The following is a 22,643-nucleotide window of genomic DNA, read 5'->3' as shown; positions in this document are numbered from 1 at the left end:
ATTATATTCTAACTAAAATAGTGTTTATAAATACTTCATTTAGAAGAAGAAACTAGATAATATATATATAGACAACATTTGATAGTTAAAAACATTCGCAACTAGCTTGAAAAGCAGCAATCAAATTTTGAATAATTTGATTAGTTTACTATTAATAAAAGATTGGTTAAGCCTGGAGTGAAAAAATGTTTAGCAATACTGTAAAACATAATTCAACAATAATCAGTAAAATTGCATTATTTGTAATGCCTGGTTTTTTAGCTTTATCTACCACATTAATAAGTTGTACTTCACCTAGTAATAATACAAATAATGTAACTGACGCTAAAGCAGAGACAGCAGCAACAAAAACTATTACTTTCAAAACCAAAGTGCTGCGAATGGGTTACCAAAGCTCTGGTGATTTAGTTAGAGTGAGAAAAGTTTTAGAAAAACGTTTGGAACCCTTGGGTGTAAAAGTTGAGTGGGCGCAATTTGCCCAAGGGCCGCAACTCATGGAAGCGATGAATGTCGGTAAAATTGATGTTGGTTCAGTTGGAGAAACTCCTCCTATTTTTGCCCAAGCGGCTGGTGCCAGGATCGTCTATCTTGCTGGTAGAAGAATTACTGCTACTTCAGGTAAAGGGAGTGCGATCGCAGTTCCTAAAGGTTCTCCAATTAAGACTTTAGCTGATATAAAAGGTCAAGAAGTCGTCTTTCAAAAAGGTTCTGCTTCTCACTATTTTATCATCCAAGCCCTAAAAGAAGTGGGTTTAAAATATAGTGATATTAAAGTTTTGAGTATGCCCAATGTCGAAGCCCGTGGTGCATTTATTCAGGGTACTATTCCAGTTTGGGTAACTGGTGATCCTCATCTAGCTTTGGTAGAAAAACTCCACGGTGCACGTGTACTGCGAGATGCCACAAATATTGGAACCCCAGGTGGATATTATGTGGGAACACGCGAGTTTGCTAAGGCAAATCCTGAATTACTTCGGATTATCTTGGAAGAAATTGATAAAAACGGTCAATGGGCAGAAGCAAATCGTAAAGAGGTAGCTAAACTCATAGCACCGGTACTTAAAATTGATCTACCCATTCAAGAAATAATTTCTGGACGCGCTAATTATCGAATAAAAGGAATTACTCCAGAGTTGATGAAAGCTCAACAAAATGTTGCAGATTTATTTTATAACGAAAAAATATTACCCAAAAAGATTGATGTTCAAGAAGCATTGCTCACGCCTCAAGAATATGCAGCTATTACTCCACCAACACTGATAAGTGAAAAGTAGAGAATAACCAAATATGAAGTTTGTTTTTTTAAACAAACTAGAATACCAATTTCCTAAATGCAAAAGGATATTTGCTGAATTAGCATAATCTCAATTTTTAACCATAAATTGGTGTTCTAGGAGGTTTAAATAGCAACTTCCTATTATCTTACTTGCTGAAAGAAAGTAAGACTGACAACGTAAAAGCTAAAACTTACAAGGAAAATCACAACTCATGATCAAGCCATTTCAACCACAACGCCGTACAGTTTTAAAGCGTATTGTCCAATATTCAGTACTCGGACTGTTTACTTTATCATCTTCCTTGGTGGGTAGCCTTGTGCAAAGCACCCAAGCGCAGACAGCCAAAGTAATTAACTTGGCGTATCAAGCTTCTGGTGATATTGTCAAGTCCAAAAAAGCTGTTGAGGAACCTTTTAAAAAATTGGGTGTAACCGTGAATTGGGTTGGGCCATACGCAGCAGGGCCGCAATTGATAAAAGCGCTGAATGAAGGTAAAGTGGATATCGGTACTGTCGGAGAGACACCTCCAATATTTGACCAAGCCGCACGCCCAGGCATCATCCCTGATGTTGTCTATCTTACTGGACGCACGCCCACCGATGGTACAAACCAAGGTATTGTGGTGAAAGCTAATTCTTCCATTAAGAAAGTAGCGGATCTTAAAGGTAAGAAAATTGCTTTTCAGGTAGGGTCGAATGCACAGTATTTACTAGCAAAAGCGTTGCAAGAGGTAGGGTTAAAAATTAGCGATATTCAAATCGTTGCTTTGACTCCAGCTGAAGCCCGCGATGCCTTTATTCAAGACAAGGCTGATGCCTGGGTGGGTGGCGATCCCCTTTTAGCTGCTGTGGAAAAGACTACCCCGATTCGGAATCTGAGAAATGCAAAAGGAATTAACACTCTCAACGGGTTTTATATTGGCAGGCGTGCATTTGTCACCCAAAATCCGCAATTGGTGCGAGTGTTTTTAGAGGAAGCAGAGAAGGTAGGAGAAGCGGCTGAAAAAAACCCAAGCGATTATGCCAAAATTTTAGCTGATGAACAGAAATTAGATCCAGCAGTTGCACTAAAGGTGGCAAGCCGTCGTACTTATAAATTGAGAAAAATTACACCTGCGATCATTGCCGAACAGCAGGGCGTTGCTGATTTCTATTTTGCAGAAAAAGTCATCTCGCGTAAGATTGATATCAAACAAGGGATTCTTTCTGATCTACAATATAAAGCTATCATACCTGATAATATCAAGTAACGATAAGCACCTAAAGGCAGGTTTATTCAGCTATTAACTTAGGTGGCTGTATTGGTTTGGCAAGATGCTTGCGAAATCATGCTGAAAGCATCTATTACACTATAGCAGAAGTTTGCTTACCTTTAACAACGGGCTTAACAAGTTAGTTGAGCAACTTGTTAAGCCTATTGTCTGGTTAATTGAGATGGATGATAAATAAATTAGCGAAAATCGAGGAAGGAAGGAAAGAACAGGCGATCGCTAACCTCCTTACATATGTGATTTAGGACTGACGATTTTTTGTAACTAAAATATTCCAGTAATGAAAATACCATTTATTCCACAACGCCGCACAGTTTTAAAACGCATTATCCAATTTTCTGTCTTAGGATTGTTTACTCTATCAACTCCCTTAATAGGTAGCTTAGTAAATAACGCTCAAGCACAAAAAAAAGCTGGTTTTACTGCTAAAGTCATCAACTTGGCATATCAAACTTCTGGAGATATTGTCAAAGTCAAAAAAGTTGTTGAGCCACGTTTCAAAGCATTAGGTGTGACTGTAAATTGGGTTGGGCCATTCCCAGCCGGGCCGCAACTAATAGAAGCAATGAATGCAGGTAAAGTGGATATCGGCAATGTGGGAGAGACACCGCCAATATTTTCCCAAGCCGCAGGTATCACAGAAGTTATCTATATTGCTGGACGCACACCCAGCAAAGGTGCAAACCAAGGTATTGTAATCAGAGCTAATTCTCCAATTAAGAAGATAGCGGATCTTAAAGGTAAGAAAATTGCTTTTCAGAGGGGATCGAATGCACACTATTTATTAGCAAAAGCCTTGCAAGAGGTGGGGTTAAAAATTAAGGATGTTCAAATTGTTGGTTTGACTCCATCTGAAGCCCGTGACGCTTTTATTCAAGACAAAGTTGAAGTTTGGGTAGCTAGTGACCCTTTTTTGGCTCTTGTGGAAAAAACCATCCCAATTCGTAATCTGAGAAATGCAGCAAGAATTAACACTCTCGGCGGCTTTTATCTTGGTAGGCGTCAATTTGTCACCCAAAATCCCGAATTGGTGCGAGTATTTTTAGAGGAAGCAGACAAAATAGGAGAATGGGCTGAAAAAAACCCGACTGAAGTTGCCAAAGCTTTTGCTCCCGAACTGAAATTAGATGTATCAGTTTTAGAAAAGGTGGCACGCCGACGTACTTTTAGGTTGAGAAAACTAACACCTGCCATTATTGCCGAACAACAGCGCGTTGCTGACTTTTATTTCCAAGAAAAAATCATTCCCCGTAAAATAGATATTAAAGATGCGACCCTTCCAACTCAACTTGATGTAGCTATTACGCCTGTTCGTCTCAAGTAACGATAAGCCCGTAGAGACAGGTTTATTCAGCTATTAAGTTGGCGATCGCATCTACTAATTCGGCTGGCTCTACTGGTTTGGCAAGATGCTTGTGAAATCCGGCTGCAAGTACTTGCTTGGCGTTCATTTCTCCAGCATAGGCGGTGAGTGCGATCGCTCGAATTTGCCCTCCTTGTTCTGCTGGTAGTGTTCTCAACTGTCGCATGAACATACATCCATCCACTTCTGGCATCCCAATGTCGCTTAAAAGTATATCTGGCAAGGATCGACTTAAAGCGGCTAGTGCCTCATTTGCTGATGTCACTGCTGTCACATTTGCCCCATACTGCTCTAGTAAGAAGGCAATAAATTCTCGCGTATCTGCATCATCATCCACTACTAAAATATTGACACCATTTAAATTTGAAGATGTCTCTGAGTCATTATTTTCCTGTTTAATCTCTAATTGATTTTGGATCAGAGGGAGTCTCACGGTAAAAGTTGCCCCCATATCTTCTCCCTCGCTTTCTACCTGCACTGTCCCGCCATGCAGTTCGACTAAGTGACGAACGATCGCTAACCCTAATCCCAGTCCACCAAACTTTCTGGTTGTGCTGCTGTTCTCTTGGCGAAAATATTCAAACACGTAAGGCAGAAACTTAGGATCGATGCCTTTGCCAGTGTCGCTGACGATAATTTGAGCATAAAGCGGGGAGTGGTTTGGTATTTCTTTACCCCCTACTTGTTCGAGTCGAATATCAACCCGTCCCCCCGCAGGTGTAAACTTAACTGCATTTGAGAGCAGGTTCCAAACAATTTGTTGCAATCGGCCAGAATCACCTAAAACTTGCCCCAAATGTGGTTCCAGGCTGATGTGCATCTCAATTGACTTAGCTTCTGCTGATAAGCGCACTGTTTCCATTGCTGCCGAAATCACAGATGTCAAATCAACTGGGTAGATATTTAAGCTAAGTTTACCTTGTAAAATTCGGGAGATATCCAGTAAGTCTTCAATCAGTTGAGCTTGTAACCTAGCATTTCGCTCAATAGTCTTCAGCGCTTGAGGAATTGTCTTTTCATCAAGTTTTTTGGTTTGGAGTAGCTTAGACCATCCTAAAATTGGGTTGAGTGGCGATCGCAATTCATGAGAAAGAACTGCTAGAAACTCGTCTTTAATTCGGTTAGCGTTTTCTGCTGCTTCCCGTGCCGTTTGCTCTGCCTCGTATAGGCGGGCCCGTTCCATCGCTTGAGCGCACTGCTGTGCTAGTGCCAGGATGAAGGGTTGATCATCCTGATTAAACTCCTGAATTTCGGCAAAAGCTAGAGACATTCCACCTATGGCTCGTCCCTCGATGATCAATGGAATTGAAATCCAAGCTTCGTAATTATACCGTGCATACTCCTGAGCTAGATGTGAGTAACGAGCAACCCTTGTTGTTGTTGGCTCCTGCCAGATAGGCTGTTTGGTTCGTACTGCTTCTGCCAGTGGTGCGGATGTATGAATAGAGAATCGACGCCATGAATCCATTGCTTCTTGTTCATAACCTACTGCACGGACAATTTCTAGTTCAGTGCCGCTATTAGTCACTAGTGCTACTAAAGCAGAACTAGCTCCCAAAGCTGCCATACCTTGCTCTACAATTACTTCAGCAACCTGTGCCGGAGTCAGAGATTCAGAAAGTGCGGCGGTAATGGCTTGCAGACGCGCAGTGCGAGATGCTGCCCGTAAAGCCGCCTGTTGAGATTGCTGTGTTTCTGTATAAAGTCGAGCATTATCAACCGCTACGGCAGCACGGCGAGCCAACTCCTCAGCTAACATTAGGCTTTTGGTAGGGTAGCGACTACCTGAAGAAGAAACCAAAGTCATAGCTCCTAGCACCCGTCCTCGAACTATGAGCGGTACACTAATGCCAGATGTAGGATTTAGTTCTTGCAAAATTTTTAGATGACTGGTATTAAGGCTTATCTCTTGTATCTGTTCATCAGAAATAAAATGAGTAATTTGTGATTTGCCTGTCTCTATTACCTCAGCAATACCTTTTTTTAGTGTCAAATCAGGTGGATAATTTTGTAACTGTTCTACCAATTCTTGTTTTTTTGGATCGGCATGGGCTGCTGTAACCCGGCGGACTAATTGATTGTCACAAATAATATCAACTAAGCACCAATCAGCTATTTCAGGCACTACCAAACGCGCTAAACTGGCTAAGGTTGTTTCGTAGTCTAATGATACAGCCAAAATCTCACTAGCTTCAGCTAGAAAACGCTGCTCCTCCTCTATCTGTTTGCGCTCTGTAATATCCCGCGAAGACGCTTGCATCTCTAAAATTTCTTTAGTTTGGCGATCGCGGATAGCTCGAATAGTTGCTTCCAACCAAATATAATGTCCGTCTTTATGACGAGCACGGTGAGTAGTAGTATAAATATCTGGTAAATTGGCATTGACTGGATAATTCCTGGCAATCTCTGCCAAATCGTCAGGGTGAATTAACTCCTGGCTGTGATTACCTACTAGTTCCTCTGGTTGATACCCCAATACTGTGTAGCAAGCTGGTGAAATGTACAGAAGAATTCCATCTACTGTATGGCGTGAAATAATATCAGTTGAATTCTCAGCCATCAGCCGAAAACACGCCTCACTCTCGCGCAGTTTTGCCTCTGCCTGCTTGCGTACATTAATGTTACGGAAATAAACTGATAAGCCTGTAGATGAAGGATAGGCGCGAACCGCAAACCATGCATCAAAGGGTGGGTAATAATCTTCAAGCTCAAGCGGCATTCCTAGAGCAACTGCCCTTTGATAAAGCTGACCAAAGCTAGTATTAGCCAGTTCTGGAAACTCTAACCACAAATTTTTTCCGAGCAAATCCTCGCAGGAACGCCCTAAAGTTTTGCTTCCCTGATGATTGAGGTAGGTGAAGCGCCACTCACTGTCAAAGGCAAGAAAGCCATCAGTGATACTTTCTAAAATTTTGGTAACTTGCTCTTTGGCAGCTTCAGCCTCAACACGAGCCGCTTGCTCTCGCTCAAATAGTTGTTCACGCTCGACTTCTGCTTGCTTACGATCAGTAATTTCTTGACAGATCGCGCCCACCCAGGTGATATCACCTGGTAGTTTAATCGGATAGTAATTCACCGACCAGTGTCGCAGCTTTCCAGGCGCGGCGGGTGTCTCTCCACTGGCTTCTTGGGCAATAGATTCTCCCGTCTCCATCACATGGTGGAAAGCTTCCATGACCGCAGAATCTACCCCTGGTAGCACTTGGGCGACGGTCTTACCGATATGCACCTCTTGGGGAAGACCGTTAATTTCAGCTAAAGCGTCATTCAATCGAACATATCTTAATTTCTCATCCCATAAACCAATACCTATAGGTGCGTTATTGAAGAGGGTATCAAGTAGAACGTTAGCTTCAACCAAGCGAGTCTGTTCTGTTTTTAATAGCGCCAGTAATTGCTCACGTTCTGCCTCAGCTTGCTTGCGCTCACTGATATCTACGCACATTCCTACCCATTCCTCGATTTCGCCTGTTTCATCAAGTATAGGCACACCGCGTATCTTCATGTAACGGTATTCGCCGTCATGCCGCAGAACACGATACTCGGCAACTGCAACGCTGCGTCCAAAAAAAGCCTGTCTCCAAATAGCAGTTACAGATGTACGGTCATCTGGGTGCAGTGCGTCAACCCAACCCCATCCTTTATGGGAGCAACGCGAAAAAGTGAGATCGGTGTTTAATTCTCAGTTACATAGCTAGATTCTCAATAAAAACAGGGATTTCGCTGCGATCGCACTATTAAACAGGTCATTTATACCCCTAATTTTTAGCACCTCACAAAATCGCGTTGCTCCCATCCTTTATATTGTTCGGGACTTTGCCCAGTGAACGCCTCCCAAGTCGGAATCTCCTCAACAACGTTGCCCCAAGGCCCCGCGCTCCAGACGATGGATGCGCTTGCTTCTGCCAGTGAGCGGTAGCGTGCTTCACTATGGCGCAGATTTTCTTTTACTTGCTCCTGTTCGCCCAAATATTGCCGCAAATCTGTAACCTCTTGAGCTTTTAGATGATCAATTAAATCTTTAACAAGGGGAAAATTTTCTTTCTCAATCGAGATACCTGAGGTTTCAAAAATCCGGCGACGTGTCCATCCGTTTTTCCATTGGTTTATACTGTGGAACGAAACCCCTAATATCGTTGCCAGTTTTACCTGTGGAAGTTTGAGGTACTGCCGAGTCTAACGAACTAACTATGCAATCCCTAGCTGTTCGATTGCAGGCATAAGCTAAATATATTTTTATTTTTATAGTAGATATTGGAATATAGCAGATGCTATAACTCTCACTACATCTATCTAGAGTTATAGAGGTTGTAAGTTGGTGATTATGTTCTACATAAACTATTAGGCAACCTATTTAAGCTAGTAATAGAGTTGTTTCAATCTAGGGAATGAAAACATGAGGGTTTGGCTTGCCTGCTTTTTAGTGCTGTTTGCTTTGGCGGAACTGTTTGACTGGTTAAAAAAATTTAATTTGCCATTACCTATCTATATTTTGGGTGGCGCTTTTTTAGCTGTTGCTTCTAACTATGATAAGATATTTGACTCCTATTTTGATGATTCAAGCATTGAAGCATCACTCGAACAATCAGAGTTAGATTCACTAACCCCATCTACTAATCCTATTTCTTTCCCAATTGCCAGTCCTGTTGAAGATGCTCAAACATCTCAAACGGATGATTAGCTGCATAGGGTAATCGCTTATCTAGTCTCTAAGCAGCAAGTAAACTGCTACATTAATAGAGAAGCTCAGGTTGATTAGCTTTTAACCTAGAGTCAGAAAACTAACTTCTGCGCCTGCAACATCTACCCAATTCAGGCTACCGCCGCAACGCCGTGATTAGTAGACTATTAGAAAAATTCCGTGTGCCTTTTGTCAAAGTTCAGGATTCCCGTGAAACTTCTAAGAGCAAAAGCTGGTTGCAAATGATTTTAGTTACCAGTGTAGGAGTTACCGCCTTGATCTGGGGAGTTCGTGAACTTAAAGGGTTGCAGCCTTGGGAATTGAGAGTTTATGACCAGATGTTGCGATCGCGTCCACCAGAAGCACCTGAACGGCGGATTTTGCTAGTAAAAATCACTGACGAGGATCTTAAACAAGATAAAGGGACTATATCAGATCGTAGAATCAATCAGCTGTTAAAGAAAATAGAGTCTTATCAACCGCGAATTGTTGGTTTATATCTTTTCCAACCAGAAAACAACTATTTGGCGGCTAATTTGCAAAATCAAGATAACATCGTCAGCACCTGTTTGTTCAACACCTTGGGTAAAGATGAAATCCCACCACCGCCAAATTTTCCTATAGATAATGTTGGGTTTAGCAATGTGGTTGCTGACACTGAAAACGACCAAATTCTCCGCCGCAGTTTGTTATTTGTGTACTCTCCAGACAAAAAATGTACAACATCATTTGCATTTGGTGCGCTCATAGCAATTAATTATCTGGAAAAACAAGGCATTGAATACCAGTTCACAAATAAAGGAGATTTTCAGTTAGGTAAAATTCTCTTTCCGCGTTTACAAGCTAATTCCGGTAGTTACGAACATCTGGATACAGATGGCTATCAAATATTATTAAATTATCGTCATCCCAACAGCATCGCCGATCAAGTAACCCTCACACAAATCCTCAGTGGTCAAGTCAACCCCAATTTAGTCAAAGATCGGCTTGTAATTATTGGCACTACAGCAGCTAATTTCCCTCAGAGTAGCTTTTATACACCATACAGCGCTTTGCCAGATCAGCCAGCCAGAATGCTTCCTCTATTTATTCATGCACAGATAGCAAGTCAACTCATCAGTACAGTGTTGAATGGGCGACCTCTAATTTGGTATTGGCCCGACTGGGCGGAACTTATTTGGGTGTGGGGCTGGTCGCTTTTAGGTGGAATTATAGCATGGCGGTGGCAAAATCCGTTGCTGTTGCTAGTGGTGGGAGGCACAACTCTACTTGGCTTAGTAGGAATCTGCGTTGCTTTGTTTTTACAAGGCGGATGGATACCATTAGTTCCCTCTGGCCTCGCTTTGGCGACTAGTAGTATCTTTGTAATTGCTTATACTAGCTACCAAAATCAGCGACAAACTCAGGTAATTATTCTGCAAGTTGAAAAACAACAAGAAGCGATCGCTCAATTAAATGTACTCTTAGAAGATAAAACCGCACTTCCCGACTCCTATCTTGACTTTCCTCCCCCAGTTGATTCACCAGAAATAAAATCAGGTGATTTGCTTTTGGGTGGACGCTACAAAATCTCTCAAGTTCTTGGTGCAGGTGGATTTGGTCGCACTTATTTAGCACAGGATACTCAACGCCCAGGTAATCCGATTTGCGTAGTTAAAAAGTTAATGCCAGCCCGTCAAGATACACGATTTTTGCAAATTGCTCGTAGGTTGTTTAATAGTGAAGCTGAAATATTAGAATCTTTGGGTAAACATTATCAGATTCCCGAACTGCTTGCTTATTTTGAAGATGACCAAGAATTTTATTTGATTCAACAATATATCGAGGGACATACCCTAAGTGAAGAATTACCACCTGTGCAGAATGTGCAGAACGAATCATTTGTGAACGAGATGCTTAAACAAGTTTTAGAAGTTCTAGAATTTGTTCACCAGCATCGAGTGATTCATCGTGATATCAAACCGACTAATATTATTAGATGCGCTCAAGATAATCGCTTGGTATTGATTGACTTTGGTGCTGTCAAATTGATGCAACCGCCAAGTAGCGAACAAACAGAATTAGCCACAGTAGCCATCGGGACGCGGGGTTATGCACCTCCAGAACAATTTGCCGGTCATCCGCGCTTATGCAGTGACATTTACGCTTTAGGAATGATTGCCATTCAAGCCATAACTGGGATACCACCCCAAGACCTCCACCCAGATCCAGAAACGGGTAATATTATGTGGCGGCAAACGGTGCAAGTAAGTGAAGAATTAGCGATGATTTTAGATAAAATGGTTTGCTATCATTTTAGCGATCGCTATCAATCAGCCGCCGCAGTTTTACAAGATTTGAAACGTATTAAGTAGGTAGGTATAATCAAATATAAGATAAAACCTCACCTTCAATCCCTCTCCTTAGTAATGAGAGGGAAGCCGGAGGCAGGGTGAGGTTTTATATTTAATTTAACCCACTTACTTAGTTATTAATGCTATTCATCTTTAGCCCATATTGACCTTGTTTTTCTATAATTTGAGTCAAGATTTTGTGGCAATGACAGTCACTTTCACATTGATGTAATATGTCTTGTGGAGCAATTGAACTAGAACCTAAAGCCAGACATATTTTTCCAGTACAAGTAAGCTTAAAATAGTCTCTTAAATTGCTTTGGGGGGGCAATTCGTTAATTTGATAATTTGTTAAAGGTTCAATAAAGCCTAATACTCGTAAATGTCTCAATCTTTGCTCACACGCTTGTTCTTTTTTATACGGAAACTGTCTTTGCTCTTTTTCAGCATTAAATAAATTTTCCAGAGTTGTTCGCTCTCCATCGTCTAGCAAGTAGTCAAAAAACTTTCTTTGGTTTTCATCATCTTCTATCAAAGTTCCTAGTAAAGCTAAAGCTTTTGACTCTTTTTGATTAGCCTCTATATTAGCTTTAATTTTACTATGTACTAGGTTCAATTCTACTCCATTGCTACCAAATTGTAATTTTTCTATTCTTTCAAGAACTGAAGAATTTAACAATAATACAATTGTTAAAAGTCCTACTTCTGTTGTATCTAATCTATGGTTTTTATCAAGTCCTTTAGCTGGAATAATAAATAAGTAACCTAAAACCAAAATACTTATTATCCTGAAGCCAATGTTGACGAAATTGCTGACTTTAGGCTGAAAAGAATTTTTAATGGTTTCAATTATTTTCTGACTCATACTACATTCTTCTATGAATATAATTGACTTTTATTTGAGAGTAAGTAATTGCTTTGCTCACAAGTAGGTTTCAAAAATTAAATAGCTAGTTACATCGAAAAATGACAAAGCTTATTACTCTGTTATTATCTCTGGAATAATTGAAGATATTTAGCTCAACTTATTGCAGAACTGATAACACTTTACTTTTCACGGTATCTGGAAAACCTTTCTCTAAGTCTTTCTCTTTTTAGAAAAGAGACTTGGAATTTTCCCCCTAAGAGCATCAGGAAGAGAGTTTGGTTTTTCGTGGGTTTCTCCACATGACTTAAACCACAATGAGCAAAAAACTAACACTTTATGTCTACATCCTGAGCCTATAGTTTTTCGGATATCTTCCCAAATTTCTGATTAACACCTATGACAATACTCCTCGGTTAAGAATATTCGTAGGTTCGGTTGAGCATCAGCGTTACCCATCGAATAGCAAAATACCATTTTTTCCCATAACAGCCTTCTTGTGGAGCGTTGTTGCCGGAGTGCGAACCAGTATAATAGCCTGGATGTTCTTAAAAAAATTCGCAGGTAATCACTCTTGCCTTAACGTCCTTTGCACGGCAGTTGCTTCTTCCAAGGGAAACCTGCCCAACGCACTGCCTCGTCCTTTGCGGTTCGATACCCTAACCATGTCCACTCAACCCACAATCCAAAGCATATACACCGATGGTGCTTGCACCGGAAACCCTGGCCCTGGCGGTTGGGGAGTTGTCGTCTATTTTAGCGATGGCTCAATCCACGAAATAGGCGATGCATCCCCTCATACCACTAACAATAAGATGGAAATGCAAGCTGCGATCGCAGCCCTCCAATTTTTGCAAACATCTCAACAAACCCAACCTATCATCCTTCATACCGATAGCGAATACCTAATTAACTGCGTTACCAAGTGGGTGAAAGGCTGGAAAAAGAAAGGCTGGAAAAAGTCAGATGGTAAACCCGTCCAAAATCAAGAGCTTTTGGAAACTCTTGATGAGCTCAATACCCAACAGGTAAAATGGCAACATGTTAGGGGACATTCTGGTAACATAGGTAACGAACGTTGTGATGCGATCGCTCGTACATACGCCAGTGGTAAAATTCCTTCGCTACAACAATTAACACCTACAAATTTTTATAAATCTTTACCTTCCACAAATGACTTAAATGTAGCAAAAGTAGCTGATTATGAAAAAAACTCTCGAATAATTAACCAAAGTCCGCAAGAAATCAGTACTTCTGCACCAGAAATAACCGTTATGGAACCATCTACTGGGCCAACTGCGGCCGCAATCGATGAAAAACCGCCAGAAATGAGGGTTTCGCAACTCCGCAGTTTGGTCGAAACTCTGCGTATCGCCGACGAAATTTCAGAAAAAGGCTACTTAATCACCAGTTCTGAGTTAGCAGACTTGATGGATGTCCACGCCAGCGCTGTTACCAGTCGGGGAGATCAATGGCGCTGGCGAAACTGGATAGTGTCACGGGTACGCCGTGAAGGAAATCAAATTCTTTGGGAACTGGAACGGGGGGATCAACTAGGAGGTGAAGAGGAGTAGGGAGTTAGGAGTTTAGAGTTAGGAGTGAGGAGTTGAAAATTCATAACTCATAACTCATAACTCACCACTATATTTCCGTCCCCGCCACTCGCGTGGCTTGCGGAACGCAGATAAGAAGATTCGTAGCACAGCTAGGGGATCAGCAAAAGGGGAAAGCCAGAATAACCAGCCGCCTTTTGCGCTTTTGCGATCGTAGGAAGGTGCGATCGCAATTAGCATAGCAAAGCGAATTACCACCAAGAATAAATTCAGTCCTAGCAGAAGAAGTGGGGGAGTGGGTAGAAACGCGATTAATCCCGTTTGTAGCGAGTACGAGAGTGGGAGAGAAATCAACAAAAAAGTAAGGACTATTAAAAGAGGTAGACCTTGAACAGATGTGAGTAGCCATAAATCTCCCCATAACTGCGAACGAGAAGTTGCATCTTTGAGATCGAGACTCCGCCCCCATTCCTTCCACGTCTCCATCGCCCCTTCATACATCCGTACTTTTAGCACCTTTGCGCCATCTAAAAAGCCCACCTTATACCCTTGAACAGCAATATTTCGCGCCAAAGTGACATCATCACAAAAAGAACCACTCGCACTGCTATAGCCACCCACAGCAGCTAAAACGGAGCGGCGACACAAAAAACATTGCCCATTTGCCATCACCCGTTCTGGCTGCTCTGTATTGATACCAGCAGGGTCAAATCGGTAAAGCAAAGTCATCAACAAAGCTGGTTGTAGCCAGCACTCTCCTGGATATTTAAGAATAAACTGGGGTGAAAGGGAAACGAGATCATAGCCCTGTGCTTCGGCCGTTTTCACCAAGCCAGCAACCAAACCAGGATGGGGTTGAATATCAGCATCCAGCCCCAAAAACCACTGACTACCCTCAGAGCTAAATAGAAAACCGTTATGCAACGCCCAAGGACGCCCCACCCAACCAGAGGGTAAGGGGTCATCTGTCATCACGCGAAAGCGAGGATCTTTCTGCTGTGTCGCTTTTACCAAGTCGGGTGTACCATCAACAGACTTGCTGTCTACAACAATAATTTCCCGAACTTCGTAGCTTTGCTGGCTTAAACCAGCTAACAACGGGCTAATACGAAGCGCCTCGTTCAGCGTGGGAACGACGACGCTAACTTTACCCAAAAGCTCCAGTGTCGGCTGTTGCGGTTTTATTGGAGGAAGCCGTCTTGGCCCCTTTAGCAGGCGCGAAAATAGAATCGCCGTTGCTGGTACTTGGATAATTAGCAATAAAAGACAGATGGCGCTTTCTACCATCAAAGCGTTGTCATTAGTCATTAGTCATTAGTCATTGGGCATTCGGCATTGGGCATTCGGCATAGGAGGCAGTTCTTTCTGGAGGCAGAAGGCAGAAGTTCTTTAATTTTGAATTTTGAATTTTGAATTTTGAATTGATTTCTTCCCCTGCCTCCCCACTCCCCAATCTATAGGCTTATTTCAAGGCAACTTTAACGCTTCTTGCCACCGAGACTTCCTTGCTTGCTGGTTCAACAGCAACTGGAGTAGGAGTGGTTGAACTGCTTAACCACAGCGCCACAGCAGGAGCCACACCAAGGAATAAACCGAGCAACACTGGGATGGAGAACCCAGCGGCCAAGCTTAGTCCGGCGGCGAAGGCAAAGTTAGTTAAATAAACGACTAAGGGTAGATTAAGTTGCGATCGCTCTAATTTAATCGAAGCGTTTCTCCACAACAATCCTGCCACACTCATAAACAGGGCACTAGTACCAAACCAACCTGCATAGTTCTGGTAAGGTGTGCCAAAGAAAGCTCCTGGGTGTTCCCAATACCAAAAAGGTAGAGAAGTTTGACTCATCGCTGGCTCAAGGGCAAAATCCCAGCAAGTGAAGAGTAAAGCACCAACGGCTATAGCCGCAATATGGCGTCCCCAACTGGGTTTTTGTGCCACTTTCAAACCAGTTCTCGCAATTAAATAAGACGACAGCCCAACATAGAACCAAGATAAAGGAATTGTGAAAGGAACTAGCCCCGCAATCTTATAACCCAAGCCACTCAAGTAGCTATAATCACCAAATGGAAAACCTGTGCTGGTTCCCAGTAGTTCACTTCCCAAAGAGATAAACATAGCTGGCAGCATAAATGCTAGCCAAGTTCCCAATCCCAGCGTCCGGTAGGCATAAATAGAGACAGCTATTGTCCCCAAGATGATATCAACTACACCGCCACCTGCCATACTTAACTGGATGGCAGTTTCTCCAACCTGCGATAAATTTAAAATTATTTCGGCATTAGGTACGACCAGTAGCATCCCTACCAGTCCAAAGGCTTTTGACACGATATGACCAATCAGGCATACGCGTTCAGCAATAACAAGTTGTCTCATGATAATTCCTTAACAAGATGTGACACGCGGCTACTCGGCTGCTAACAGTTTACAAATCTTTAACAACATATTTAACTACTTTGTGCCGCAATTCTCTACAAACTTGTTTGGCTTTCTTGGGAAGAGCATAACAGCCTATTGATTGAAGCTATAAAAAATATTATATAGATTTACTAGTCTAAGCTATATAGTCAAAATCTACATAATTTCATCTGCAAAAACTCCTGGTTTCTTGTCCCACTGATACACGTATGATGAACAACTCCTTCCATATAGGTATTTCGTTGAGGCAGGACAAGCATCAGAGATTAAGAAAGCCCTACAGTAAGTGTGAAGATTAATACATTTATCCCTAAAAATCACGGCAGGGGCTGCTAAGTATACCGTAATCTAGAGGTTGTTGATAAACAGCTTCTAACTTAATGACTAACAGACGCCAATTTTTAAAAGGGGTGGCAGGGCTTTCTGGCTTATCTTTAGCTGGTTGTGGCTGGAGGCTAGCTGAAGTACGTGCTAATTCTAATACTTCGGGTCAACGTGACCAACTTTATATCTTTACCTGGACGCAATATACTGATAACCAATTATTGAAAACCTTTAGCACCCAAACCGGTATGAAAGTGCTAGCAGATGTGTATGATTCCAATGATGTCATGCTGGCTAAATTGCAAGCTGGAGGCGGTGGGACTTACAGCATCATCTACCCATCTGATTATATGGTGCAGAAGATGGTAAACAAAGGTTTATTAACAGAAATAGATCATGATCGCTTAATCGGTTTAGAGAATTTATTCCCCCGGTTTCAGAATCCTAGCTATGACCCCAATAACCGATATAGCATTCCTTTTAACTGGGGGACAACAGGTTTACTTTATAATTCTGAAAAAATCAAAGATGCACCACAAGACTGGGATTACCTTTGGCAAAACCAAAAGCAACTTAATCAGCAGATGACCTTGCTCAATGATGTTAGAGAAGTGATGGGGGCAACGTTACGGATGCTAGGTTACTCTTACAATTCAAAAAATGAACAAGAAATCAAACAAGCTTATGAAAAGTTGAAAGTGCTAAAACCTGCGATCGCACGTTTTGACACAGACGCTTGGCAAAATCAAATTTTAGCAGGAGATTTACTATTAGCAATGTGCTATTCAGCAGATGCGGTAAGAATCTCTCAAGAAAACCCTAAACTCAAATATGTAATTCCTCGCAGTGGTTCTTCTTTATGGACAGACACTATTGTAATTCCTAAAACAGCCCCCAATTTAGCTGGAGCCTATGCTTGGATTAACATGATTTTGCAACCAGAATTAGCAGCCCAAATCAGTCAACGTCTGAATATTTCTACGCCTAATAGTGCTGGATTTGAGCAATTGCCAAAAACAATCCAAAATAATCCTAATTTATTTCCTTCAGAGGCACTTTTAGCAAATTGTGAACGTGTTACTCCTGTAGGAGAATTTGAAGAGGTTTACGATCGCTATTGGACACAACTAACTAGTGGCTAAAATAGTTAAAAGACGCGATTAATCGCGTCTGTACAGGAATTAGGAGTTATAAGTAGTGAATTTTAAAAAAAGTGATATTTCCAAAATAGAAGAATTGCATCGCCCACTAGCGAATTGGCTGCAACCTTTGGTATTACTTGCACCATCTGGGATTTGGTTATTACTTTTGTTAGTGCTGCCAACTTTGATAATTTTCCAGTTAAGTTTAGTTGCAGACATCCGCCCAGGAGATTTGGTCAATCCTAACGGATTAAAAAACTACATTAGAATATTTGACCCTCTTTATGTACAAGTAATTGTGCGATCGCTATTTTTTGCATTTGGCACTACAATAATTTGTTTAATTTTGGGCTTCCCCGTCGCCTATTGGATTGCTCAGATAGCGCCGCAGCGTTGGCGAAATTTGCTGCTATTAGGCTTTGTCTTACCTTTGTGGACTTCCTCGTTACTTCGTTCATACGCTTGGATTACAATTCTTCGTCCTACTGGTTTATTGAACAGTTTACTCAGCAATTTAGGCTTGCCTACTTTGGAATTACTTAACCAGAGTCAAGCTGTATTTATTGGCATGAGTTACAGCTTGTTACCTTATATGGTTTTGATTTTATATGCTTCTCTCGAAAAGCTAGACAAGCGGTTGCTAGAAGCGGCGGCTGATTTAGGTGCAAATCCGGTGGAAACTTTTTGGCAAGTAACTGTACCGCAAATTTTTCCTGGAATTGCGGCTGCTTCTATGCTTGTATTTATCACAGGCTTGGGGGATTTTGTCGATCCAGAATTACTTGGTGGTGCTTCTAGTATGACGGCGGCGCGGTTAGTTTATAACCAGTTTCTGGGAGCAACGCAAAATTGGGGATTTGGTTCAGCCTTGAGTATGACATTAATTTTGCTTGTTAGTATTGCGATCGCACTTTTAATTAAGTTTGGTGAGACTGCACCTAAACGCTAAACTTTCTGTCACTCACTTATAATAAGGGCATCAAACGTCAGCGAGACAACGGTTATGCTCTCACCTGATCTCAAAAATGCGTTACCAACTACTGATGAACTTCCCTGTTCAGACGATACGCCAGTGGATAACGAAGACCAAAATTTTTTGCCTAACATTTTACTCTTCTTACTCAACTCCATTTGGGCAAATCGCATGGATTGGTACTTCGGGGTAGATATGGGTTTATATCACACCACAGGACTAAATTCTAGAGTACCTGTAGTGCCAGATGCTTTTTTAAGTGTGGGAGTAGAACGGAAAAAGGGTGGCAAATCACGCAAAAGTTACGCGGTTTGGGAAGAAAATGGAGTAGTTCCAATATTCACATTAGAAATGGTATCCCACACCCCAGGAGGTGAATACGACGAGAAGCTAGATATATACAGAAAACTTGGTGTATTGTACTACGTAATTTATAACCCTGAGTTTTGGCAACGCGACCAACATCAACCCTTTGAAGTGTATAAGTTAATAGATGGAAACTACCAACTACAAATAGGTGAACCTTATTTGATGCCAGAAGTGGGGTTAGGTATTGGGCGACACCAAGCTGTAATTGCCGGGATACAACAGGAGTTTTTATGTTGGTATGATGAACAAGGAAATCGCTATTTGACAGATACAGAACAGGCACAACAGCAGCGACAAAGGGCTGAACAGTTAGCGCAGTATTTACGTTCTCTAGGTGTAGATCCAAATAATCTACCTAGTAATTAAGGCGATCGCATTTCTTAAAATATAAAACCGCTACGCAAGAGCTATTAGTCATTTGCCACAGTGACTAAATGGTTTAAATCATCTGTATTACTGTTAATTAACTCATTAATTTTAGAAAGAAACTCATGCTCTAAATAAGGCTTAGTCAAGTAAGCCTTTGCACCCAATTCTTGAGCAAGCTGGCGATGTTTTTCAGCGCTGCGAGATGTGAGAATCATTACAGGTTTTTTTGCTAAATTGGGGTATTGACGGTAATTACCCAACAACTCAAAACCATTCATTCGTGGCATCTCTAAATCGGAGATGACAACTTGTATTTCTGGATGTAAGTGTAACTTTTCTAAAGCTTCTACACCATTTTGAGCCTGTATTACTTGATAACCAGATTTTTGCAGTGTGAGAGAGATAGTTTGGCGCAGACTAATTGCGTCATCTACTATTAAAACAACTTTTGGTAATTTATTATCTGGCTCTTGAGAGTAACTGGGTTGGGTTTCTTTTGGTGAGTTATAATCTGGCTCTTGAGAGTAACTGGGTTGGGTTTCTATAGTTGTTGTGGAAGTAGATGCAGCAAGTAATGGTGTAGATGAAAAAGTATCTCCTGATATCGCTAAGGCTTTTTTATTTGACAAAGAAGGTACTGGTAGCGCCATCACATCAAGTGTTGTTTGTTGAAGTTCGCTAGATACCAGCAATGAAGCATCAATCACTAAGATGAGATTACCATTAGCTAAACTACTACAACCATAAATGTATTTTGGCGGTGCGATCGCATTTCCTAAAGGTCTGATTACCAGTTCTTGTTCACCAATTATTTGGTCAACTTCTAAAGCAAACCTTCCCTGATTTCGTCGTAGCAAAAGTACGGGATTTTTCGCTATGCTTGGGTCGTGAGTACTTAATGTGTTGTATGGAGTAGCACTATTAAAGCATGAATCATTATAATTAATCAACTTTGAAAGTTGACGGAGGCTGACCATAGTTTCATCATCGTCTGTATTCAAATGTAAGACTTTTGTACCTTCAATTTCTTTAATCTGCTGCTCAGAGGGAATCAATATTTTTTCGATACTGTCTAAAAGAAGGGCATATACAACACCTTTGGCTTGAACTAGCATTAATTTTTCGGTAGTCATAGAAAAAGGAATTTTGAGTATGAATATTGTTCCTTGGTTGGGTAAGGATTGAACTGAAATGGAACCATTAAGTGCGTTCATCTGAGTCCGCACGATATCTAACCCCATACCACGCCCAGAGATTTCACTTACTTTAGCAGCAGTAGAAAATCCAGGTGAAAATATCATATCTAACAATTCAGATTCAGCCAGATTAGAAGCATAGGTGATAGTTTTTTCTTCACTTTGTATGGGATAAAATTCAGCTGCTTTTCTGCGAATTCTGTCTAAATTCAATCCCTCGCCATCATCCCGAACCTCGATAATAGTTTGGCTACCCTGATGATAGGCGCGGATTTCGATTAACCCTTGTTCTGGTTTACCAAGCTCTCGGCGAAGTTGCGGAGATTCAATACCGTGGTCAAAAGCATTACGTACTAAATGTAACAAAGGATCGTACAGCTTTTCTGCGATCGCTTTCTCAACTAGTACTTCAGTACCACTAAGTTTCAATTCTACAAGTTTGGCATGAACATTCCCCAACTTATTTACCATGTGGGGGAAGCGATTCAGGATATTACTTAAAGGCGACATTCGTGCCTCTACTAAGCTATCTATAATATGAAGAGTTAAATTTTCTTGTTTGTCACTAATTTGGGCAGCTTGCGTCACAAGCAAGTCAAGAGACTCTGTGGTTTCTTGTAGTTGCAGTGTCTCTTCTATTGCTTCGTGCAATGTCATCTGGAAATCTGTATATACATCCATTTCTAAAGAGTCAAAATTCACTGCAAAATTTTGCGTTTGTTGTGAAGCAATATTTTGTATTTGTAATGGTAAATCACGTAATTCATTTAAAGTTGTTTGGTGTCTAGTGAGTTGCTGGATTAATTGGTCAATTATTTCCTTGACTTGTTCATCTTGCAAACTACGCCGTTTTTGGTAAATCAACGATTCCCCAGCTAGATAATTGAGGTGTTGCAGTCTTTCTGTATCTACTCGGATAAATGAAGGTTGGCGAAAGTTTTTAGTTTGAACATACTCTGATTTATCTTCTATTTCTTTGTTGATTTGTGTAGGTAAATCAGGCACGACTTCAATAGCCGTTTCAGGAACATTTATAACTCCCGACTCATTGACAGTTAATGAATCAAGCTTTACTGAAGAATCATCATTCGTGGTTGTCACCACTTGTGTAAAGTTTTCGCTAGCTTCTTCTCCCCATATTGCTTCTAGTAGGTTCTCAGTTGTTTGAGAATAACCATTAAGTATTTCTTTAATAACTAAAAGCGTTTGTAACTTGGGATTATCAAGCCAGTTTTTCTCTTTACTAGTAACAGGAGGATAGTTTTTATATTCTTGTGCTAATCTATGAATTCGGTTTTGTAATATTTTAATGACTGAGATGTAGCTATCAGATTTTTCAACAGAATGCTGAAACTTTGTAACGGCAAATAAAATAATTAAAATTATCCCATGTCGATAAATAGAAAGGCTTTGACTATCTTCTTCCTCTTGAACAAAATAAAGAAAGTTCTTTAACCAATTATCGATATAATTAAGTAAATTTTCTTTTTCTAATCTGGGAACCATTAAATCAAAATTAAGCTCTGACTTTGGTATTTTGATTTCGTGATTAAACCAGCCAAAAATGTAACGAATGACTTTTAAATAAAATTTGGCAGTTGTTGGCTTTAATGATTGGTTTTTATTATTATCAGATGTAGTGATAAATTGGTAAAATTGTTCTTCTGAATTATTTTGTAATTCTTCAGATAACTCATTATTTGCCACTGTCGTGAGTTTTCGTAAAGCTGGAGAAGTTTTTCCGCCAGATGTGCGATCGCCTTCTAATACCAATTTTTGTGCTTGTTGCAAATCTGCAAGGGCAATTTCTGCAATTTGCTGCACCTGAGTGGGGTTTGCTTGCAGCGCTAACAGAATTGTTTGAGAAATTTCTCCCAATCCAGATAAATTTAGAGATTCCGCTAAACCGAGAAACACCTCAGCTTGAGAGTGTAAAAACTCGATAAATTCGTCATGACTTGGTGGATTGTTAACAGCTTCAGCAATACTGTTTAGACGTTGCTCTACTCCTACTTCAAAAACAGACTGGACAATATCAAATCCCAATTCTTCAGAAGTGGGAATATGAGTCTCAGCACCAAATGCATCACCCAGCTTGTCTTGCAACTGTGCAAACACTGAAGTTGCTCGATGGAGCAATTCGTCATCATTAACAGTACTGCCGATTAATTCGGTATTTAATGCTATGCTAAGACACTCATAAGCTTGTAACAAAAGTGTTTGTAATTCGGCATCAACTACCACTTTTGGATTATATAGAGCCTTAAATACATCTTCTAAAAAATGGGCTATCATCTTAATTACTTCTAGCCCAACATTAGCAGCACCACCTTTAAGTGTATGAGTAGCCCGCATTAAATTATGAATTTTAGCAGTGCTATAATCTTCCGATAAGCTAAATAGTTCTTGTTCAATAATTTGTACTAATTCTGGGGCTTCAGCCAGAAAGTAAATGTATCCTTGTTCGCGACCTTGGCTATCTGTGATCATAAGTGGGGAGTAGGGAGTGGGG

General features: G+C 40.9%; 13 protein-coding genes and 1 pseudogene. 9 read left to right on the top strand and 5 right to left on the bottom strand.

Translation table 11 applies throughout. The annotated features are described in order from the left end of the window. The first annotated feature begins 185 nt into the window (after positions 1–185). The 3 genes from ACFE90_RS20155 (at position 186) to ACFE90_RS20145 (ending at position 3,871) form a co-directional block, all read left to right on the top strand. Positions 186–1,274, top strand: a complete 1,089-nt coding sequence (locus ACFE90_RS20155; RefSeq protein ID WP_375503608.1) for a sulfonate ABC transporter substrate-binding protein — start codon at positions 186–188, stop codon at positions 1,272–1,274. A 214-nt stretch (positions 1,275–1,488) separates the two neighbouring features. After that, entirely contained in the window at positions 1,489–2,526 is a 1,038-nt protein-coding gene (locus tag ACFE90_RS20150) for an aliphatic sulfonate ABC transporter substrate-binding protein (protein ID WP_375503606.1), read from the top strand. Between the two features lie 301 nt (positions 2,527–2,827). Further along, a complete protein-coding gene (locus ACFE90_RS20145; protein ID WP_375503604.1) occupies positions 2,828–3,871 on the top strand; it encodes an aliphatic sulfonate ABC transporter substrate-binding protein in 1,044 nt (347 codons plus the stop codon). A gap of 22 nt (positions 3,872–3,893) precedes the next feature. On the opposite strand, the pseudogene ACFE90_RS20140 reads toward ACFE90_RS20145, so the two are convergent. Beyond that, positions 3,894–7,532: pseudogene (locus ACFE90_RS20140) on the bottom strand (PAS domain S-box protein); the annotation flags it as partial. Between the two features lie 774 nt (positions 7,533–8,306). Between ACFE90_RS20140 and ACFE90_RS20135 the strand changes: the two are divergent. Then, a complete protein-coding gene (locus tag ACFE90_RS20135; protein WP_375503602.1) occupies positions 8,307–8,591 on the top strand; it encodes a hypothetical protein in 285 nt (94 codons plus the stop codon). Between the two features lie 152 nt (positions 8,592–8,743). Further along, positions 8,744–10,945 (top strand): CHASE2 domain-containing protein, encoded by a 2,202-nt coding sequence (locus ACFE90_RS20130; protein WP_375503600.1) that lies wholly within the window; start codon positions 8,744–8,746, stop codon positions 10,943–10,945. A 109-nt stretch (positions 10,946–11,054) separates the two neighbouring features. On the opposite strand, the gene ACFE90_RS20125 is transcribed toward ACFE90_RS20130, so the two are convergent. Beyond that, complete coding sequence (locus tag ACFE90_RS20125) at positions 11,055–11,789, bottom strand: hypothetical protein (protein WP_375503598.1); 735 nt, start codon at positions 11,787–11,789, stop codon at positions 11,055–11,057. 665 nt (positions 11,790–12,454) lie between these two features. Between ACFE90_RS20125 and rnhA the strand changes: the two genes are divergently transcribed. Continuing rightward, the gene (rnhA, locus tag ACFE90_RS20120; protein ID WP_375503612.1) at positions 12,455–13,363 is read left to right on the top strand and encodes a ribonuclease HI; all 909 of its coding nucleotides are present in this window, start codon (positions 12,455–12,457) and stop codon (positions 13,361–13,363) included. A 54-nt stretch (positions 13,364–13,417) separates the two neighbouring features. On the opposite strand, the gene cruG is transcribed toward rnhA, so the two are convergent. Further along, positions 13,418–14,650, bottom strand: a complete 1,233-nt coding sequence (gene cruG / locus ACFE90_RS20115) for a 2'-O-glycosyltransferase CruG (protein WP_375503596.1) — start codon at positions 14,648–14,650, stop codon at positions 13,418–13,420. A gap of 154 nt (positions 14,651–14,804) precedes the next feature. Further along, complete coding sequence (gene cruF / locus ACFE90_RS20110) at positions 14,805–15,716, bottom strand: gamma-carotene 1'-hydroxylase CruF (RefSeq protein ID WP_375503594.1); 912 nt, start codon at positions 15,714–15,716, stop codon at positions 14,805–14,807. A 422-nt stretch (positions 15,717–16,138) separates the two neighbouring features. Between cruF and ACFE90_RS20105 the strand changes: the two genes are divergently transcribed. From ACFE90_RS20105 to ACFE90_RS20095, 3 genes are read left to right on the top strand one after another with little or no spacing between them, the layout of a single operon-like run. Further along, positions 16,139–17,224 (top strand): PotD/PotF family extracellular solute-binding protein, encoded by a 1,086-nt coding sequence (locus ACFE90_RS20105; RefSeq protein ID WP_375503592.1) that lies wholly within the window; start codon positions 16,139–16,141, stop codon positions 17,222–17,224. Between the two features lie 55 nt (positions 17,225–17,279). Continuing rightward, positions 17,280–18,173 carry an ABC transporter permease gene (locus tag ACFE90_RS20100; RefSeq protein ID WP_375503590.1) on the top strand — a complete coding sequence of 298 codons (894 nt, stop codon included), beginning with the start codon at positions 17,280–17,282 and terminating at the stop codon, positions 18,171–18,173. 54 nt (positions 18,174–18,227) lie between these two features. Then, positions 18,228–18,932 (top strand): Uma2 family endonuclease, encoded by a 705-nt coding sequence (locus tag ACFE90_RS20095; RefSeq protein ID WP_375503588.1) that lies wholly within the window; start codon positions 18,228–18,230, stop codon positions 18,930–18,932. A gap of 44 nt (positions 18,933–18,976) precedes the next feature. Here the strand turns inward: ACFE90_RS20095 and ACFE90_RS20090 are convergent, their stop codons facing one another. Next, positions 18,977–22,621, bottom strand: a complete 3,645-nt coding sequence (locus tag ACFE90_RS20090) for a response regulator (RefSeq protein ID WP_375503610.1) — start codon at positions 22,619–22,621, stop codon at positions 18,977–18,979. Between the last annotated feature and the right edge of the window lie 22 nt (positions 22,622–22,643).

The sequence above is a fragment of the uncultured Nostoc sp. genome, assembly GCF_964245445.1.
Taxonomy (GTDB): Bacteria; Cyanobacteriota; Cyanobacteriia; order Cyanobacteriales; family Nostocaceae; genus Nostoc.
Note: the sequence above shows the minus strand (reverse complement) of the source record. Positions and strands in the feature narration are given on the sequence as shown.